The sequence below is a fragment of the Brooklawnia sp. genome (genome assembly GCF_049651565.1).
Lineage (GTDB): Bacteria > Actinomycetota > Actinomycetes > Propionibacteriales > Propionibacteriaceae > Brooklawnia.
In genome coordinates this window covers 1-5,232 of sequence record NZ_JBASCI010000087.1, presented here as the reverse complement: position 1 = coordinate 5,232, position 5,232 = coordinate 1, and the positions used below count along the sequence as shown (strand labels likewise).

3 protein-coding genes are annotated in these 5,232 nt (G+C 71.5%); 1 reads left to right on the top strand and 2 read right to left on the bottom strand.

The window, feature by feature from the left end:
• Positions 1 to 94: 94 nt before the first annotated feature.
• Both WBL05_RS04210 and WBL05_RS04205 read right to left on the bottom strand, forming a co-directional pair.
• The gene (locus tag WBL05_RS04210; RefSeq protein ID WP_424223970.1) at positions 95 to 2,800 is read right to left on the bottom strand and encodes a DEAD/DEAH box helicase; all 2,706 of its coding nucleotides are present in this window, start codon (positions 2,798 to 2,800) and stop codon (positions 95 to 97) included.
• On the bottom strand, positions 2,790 to 3,749 hold the full coding sequence (locus WBL05_RS04205) for a diacylglycerol/lipid kinase family protein (RefSeq protein WP_424223969.1): 960 nt from the start codon (positions 3,747 to 3,749) through the stop codon (positions 2,790 to 2,792). The genes WBL05_RS04210 and WBL05_RS04205 overlap by 11 nt, the downstream gene beginning before the upstream one ends.
• Positions 3,750 to 3,908: 159 nt before the next feature.
• On the opposite strand from WBL05_RS04205, the gene WBL05_RS04200 reads away from it, so the two are divergent.
• The coding region (locus WBL05_RS04200; protein WP_424223967.1) for a metallophosphoesterase at positions 3,909 to 5,232 on the top strand (1,324 nt) is incomplete at its 3' end.

The following is a 5,232-nucleotide window of genomic DNA, read 5'->3' as shown; positions in this document are numbered from 1 at the left end:
GCCCGGGGATGCGCCCGGTCGGCAGCGGGGCGCCGGGGATGCGCCGAGCTGGCCGCGCTGAACAGCCCGCCAGCGTGGGTGCCAAGGATGGGGTTCAGTCCTCGTCGGGGTCGAAGGCGACGATGTCGCGGCGCATGGCGGCCACCAACTGGCGGCAGGTTCGGGTGAGCACCCCCACCCCGGGGGCCTGGGCGATCTGGCCGGCCAGGTCGACCACCTGGCGGACCCAGCGCACGAAGTCACCGGCCGGCAACTGGGTGCGTTGCAGCACCAGCGCCAGCGACAGCCCGGAGGCCCACTCGTAGGCCGCCTCGGCGAACCCGATATCGGGCGGCGGTGACCTGTCGACCCGGTTGTCGCGCTCGACCTCTCCGAGCCGTCGCCAGATCGCCCGCACCCGGCTCTGCGCGGCTTCGGTTTCCCGGTCCGGCATCCGGTGCAGCTGCCCGGCGGCGGTCGGCCGGGTCTCGTAGACCAGGGTCGACAACACCGCCGCGAGCTGTGGCACGTTCAGGTCGTCGAGCACCCCATCCCGGATGGCTTCGGCGACCACCAGGTCGAGTTCGTTGTAGATGCGGGCCAGCATCGCCCCGGCCGGGGTCATCTGGTCGCCCGCCAGGTAACCCAGCGAGTCCAGCACCGCGCAGATCCGGTCGAACTGGCTGGCTATCGACCGGCTGCGCGCCTGGGCCCGGGCCCGCTGCTGGCCGTGGTCACGGGCCAGCCGCAGCGCTTGCTCGGCGATCCGGGCGTGCTCCTCCCGGTCGGGACAGTCGTGGCATGGGTGGGCCCGCATCTCGATCCGCAGCACCTCGATCTGCGCCTGCAGGTCCTCGTCCGGCCGAGGCCGCGCCATGCGTGGCGGTCGGTCACCCAGCGACTCCAACCGCGCGGCCAATGAGTTGCCCAGCGCCCGCCGGTCGGCGGCTGAGTGCACATCGAACTTCTTCGGTACCCGGATCCGGGAGACCGCCCGAACCGGCTGGTTGACGTCCCGCTCCCCCAGCCCGACGATTTGTCTGGCAGCCGTCATCACCCGCGGCCACGGTGCCTGCCGGGTGCCGGTCTCGATGACCGCCGCCCAGCCCTGGTGCTTGCCAGCCGGCACCCAGACCACGTCGCCCGGTTCGAGCGCCAGCACCGAGTCGGCCACCTCGGCGCGCCGGTCCCGCTTACGCAGCCGGGACAGCTCCGACTCCAATTCGCGGATCTGCTCGCGCAGCTCGGCGTACTGGCGGAAGTCGCCGCGCTCGCACTGCGCCTGCGCCCACAGCTCGTTGGCGCGCTCGTCGTCCCGCTGGGCCCGGCGGGCCAGGGCGACCACCCGCCGGTCGGTCTGGAACTGGGCGAAGCTCTGCTCCAGCAGCGCGCGGGCGCGGACGCGTCCCACCGTGCCGACAAGGTTGACCGCCATGTTGTAGGTGGGTGCGAAGCTCGAGCGCAGCGGGTAGGTGCGGCGGGACGCCAACCCGGCCAGCGCCCGCGGGTCGAGTCCCGGCTGCCAGAAGACCACCGCGTGGCCCTCGACGTCGATGCCGCGCCGGCCGGCCCGTCCGGTGAGCTGGGTGAACTCGCCGGGAGTGATCTCGGCGTGGGTCTCACCGTTGTACTTGACCATCTTCTCGATGACCACCGTCCTGGCGGGCATGTTGATGCCCAGCGCCAGGGTCTCGGTGGCGAAGACGACCTTGATCAGGCCCTGGACGAAGCCTTCCTCGATGATCGCCTTGAAGGTGGGCAGCAGCCCGGCGTGGTGGGCGGCGATGCCGCGGCCCAGGGCCTCGATGAAGGTGTCCCAGTCCAGTGCCGCCCGGTCCTCCCCGTCGAGCCAGCCGGCGTGCTGCTCGGCGATCTCCAGCAGCCGCTTCCGCTCCGCCGAACTGGTCAGCCGCAGGCCGGAGCCCAGCAACTGCCGCACCGCCATGTCGCAGCCCTGCCGGCTGAAGATGAAGAAGATGGCCGGCAGCAGCCCGCGCTGGTCGAGCACCTCGACGGCGGCGTCCCGGCGGGGTGGCCGCAGGCGGGACTTTGGCGCGGCCCGGTCCCGGGCCCGGTCGGCGGCCTCGATCCGGCCCCGCATCCGGTGGCTGCGCGGACGCCGGGAGTCGTCGCGCACCGTGCGGGCTTCCTCCTTGGCGATCCGCAGCAGCTCGGGGTTGACGGCGCTGCCGTCGGCGAACAGGTCGTACAGCCGGCGTCCCACCAGCACGTGCTGGTACAGCGGCACCGGCCGCTCCTCACTGACCACCACCTCGACCTCGCCGCGTACCTCGTCCAGCCACTCGCCGAACTCCTCGGCGTTGCTGACCGTCGCCGACAGGGCCACCAGCTGGACGCTGTCGGCCAGCCCGAGGATGACCTCCTCCCAGACCGCGCCCCGGAAACGGTCGGCCAGGTAGTGCACCTCGTCCATCACCACGCGCGACAAGCCGGCCAGGGTGTCGGAGCGGGCGTAGATCATGTTGCGCAGCACCTCGGTGGTCATGACGACCAGTTGCGCCTCGGAGTTGATCGAGGTGTCACCGGTGAGCAGGCCGACCCGGTCGGCGCCGTGGCGGGCGACCAGGTCGTGGTACTTCTGGTTGCTCAGCGCCTTGATGGGGGTGGTGTAGAAGCACTTCGTGCCGCCAGCGAGCGCCAGCCAGCAGGCGAACTCGCCCACCACCGTCTTGCCGGAGCCGGTGGGAGCGGCCACGAGCACCCCCTTGCCGTCGGCCAGGTGCCGGCAGGCCTGCACCTGGAAGTCGTCGAAGGCGAAGTCGTAGCCCGCCCGGAACTCGGCGAAGTGGTCAGTCGGCATGGTCTGCACCCACCAGGATTTCGAGGATCTTCGGTTCGCAGGTCAGCCGCAGCGGCACCTCACCCAGGCTCTCACCGTCGGCCATCGGCACCAGCCCGTCACCGTCGAGCAGCACCTCGCGCCCGCGCAGCAGGGTGATCGCCGGGTGGTGGACGAAGTCGCCGCGGAACAACAGCGGGAAGAACCGGATCAGCGTCCACCGGCTGACCGGGCCGATCAGGGTGATGTCGAGCAGGCCGTCGGCCGGGTCGGCCTTCGGGCACAGGTGGATACCACCGCCGACAAAGCCGGCGTTGCCGACCCCGACCAGGATGGCGGGCACTTCGTGGTACTCGCCGTCGATGGTCAGCCGGTAGTTCAGCGGCTTCAGCCGGGCGATCTCCAGCAGCACCGCCGACGCGTAGGACGCCCGCCCCAGGTTCAGCCGCGACCGGTTCACCCGCTCGTTGACCCTGGCGTCGTAGCCGGAGGAGACCACCGACCCGACGTACCGCTGGTCGACGCCACCGGCGATCTCGCCGCTGGCCAGCAGCAGGTCGATGCGCCGGGTGTGGCCGGACGCGATCGCGGCTGCCGCCTTGAGCGGGTCGCGCGGGATCTGGACGCCGCGGGCGAAGTCGTCACCGGTGCCGGCCGGGATGACGCCCAGCTGGACGTGGCTGCCGGCGCAGGCGTTCAGGCCGAGGCTGGCCATGCCGTCCCCGCCCATCATCACCAGCACGTCGGGCCGCTGCCCCGGCTCGGGCGGCTGCGATGCGGCGACTGCGGCGACCGCCGATTCCCGGGCGTCGGAGTAGTGCCGCGTGCGGCGCACCCGGATCTCGGAGCCGGGCAGCGCGTCCTGCAGGGCGCGGGTGACCTGCGGCAGCAGCCGGGCTGCGCGTCCCCGGCCGGAGCAAGGGTTGACGACGATGGTCACCACGTGCTGCCGGGCCTGCTGGGACGCCATGCATCGCGACTCTACCGCCACGGCAACCGACCGGCAGTACAACTTTCAACCCCGGTTCGGTGCTGGCCAGCGGGTTGGAGTGGTCTGCCGCGATAGCTCTAACGGTCGAGCGAGCCACCTGGCCGGATTCAAGGGATCGGCACCGGTACCTTTGTCCATGTGAGCCCACTTGTCGAGGTCGCCGCCGCACCCGCAACCAGGGCGCGGCACGGCCGGATGGTGGTCACCGACCTCGAGGTCGTCACCATCACCCCGACCAGCGCGGTGATCGCGTGGACGACCCGAGCCTCCCGGCTGGGGGCCGGCATCCCGCACCCGATAACGGCCGGCACCGAACTGGCGTTGGGCCCGGTGGACGGGCCGATGGCCCGGGTCCACGATGATCCGACGCCGCGGGCGTTCCACATGGTCGAGGTCACCGGCCTGGAGCCGGGCCGGCGCTACCGGTTCCGCGCCACCTCGGATGGCCACCCCGCCCACCCGGCGCTTCGTCCCACCCGGCGGATCGGAAGCTGCGAACAGGTCCACGAGTTCACCACCCTCACCCCGCCGCCCGGCGACTACGTGACCACCGTCGCGATCGTGAACGACGTGCACATCGGCGAGAAGCGGCAGGGCATTCTGCTCGGGCCGCTGCCGACCTCGGTGCGCCCGCACCCCGACCAGGTGGACTACCCGCGGGTGATGCTGTCGGCGACGCTGGCCGACCTGCAGCGCCGCGGTCGGCCGCTGCTGCTGGTCAATGGCGACATCACCTACAACAACCAGCCCGATGAGGTGGCGCTGGCCCGGCGACTGTTCGATGGCTACGGCGAACAGCGCGCCCACTGGGTGGCCACCCGGGGCAACCACGACCATCCGCGCCGCGACGACGACCCGTTCGGTTCCGCGTTCGTCGGTTACCAGCAGACCCAGGCCACGCTGGACGCCAGCGGTCTGCGAGTACTCGCCATCGACTCCACCCGAGGCTCGGGAGGCGGCTGGATCGTCCCCGACCAGTACGACCAGCTGATGTCGGAGCTGGCGGCCGACCCGCTGCGTCCGACGTTGGCCGCCACCCACCACCCGGTCACCAACGAGGCGGCCTGGTCGTCGATCTCGGGGCCGCAGTTCATGCTGCGTGCCCGCGACCGACTGCGGCTGCAGTTGATCGAGAACCAGTCCCCCGGCGTCTTCCTGCATGTGGCTGGACACACCCACCGGATGCGCCGCGATCGCGCCGACCTGATCAGCGCCCACACCCGCTACCTGGAGAACGCCGCCTGCGCCGCCTATCCCGGCGGGTACACCCTGCTGCACCTGTACACCGGCGGCTACCTGCTGAACTTCTGGCGTCCCAACGACCCGGACGCGCTGGACTGGCTGTACCGGAGCCGCTGGCAGGTGCTGGGGCTGGGCGCCCACCTGATGCTGGGCGGCACCGACGACCGGAACCAGGTGGTCGAGTTCGACCTTTCCGGGCTCATCCCGGCCGGCCGCGCGC

What these genes read in the sequence shown, in the direction of transcription:
- WBL05_RS04210 (WP_424223970.1), bottom strand. Translation starts at nt 2,800, where the DNA reads ATGCCGACTGACCACTTCGCCGAGTTCCGGGCGGGCTACGACTTCGCC.
- WBL05_RS04205 (WP_424223969.1), bottom strand. Translation starts at nt 3,749, where the DNA reads ATGGCGTCCCAGCAGGCCCGGCAGCACGTGGTGACCATCGTCGTCAAC.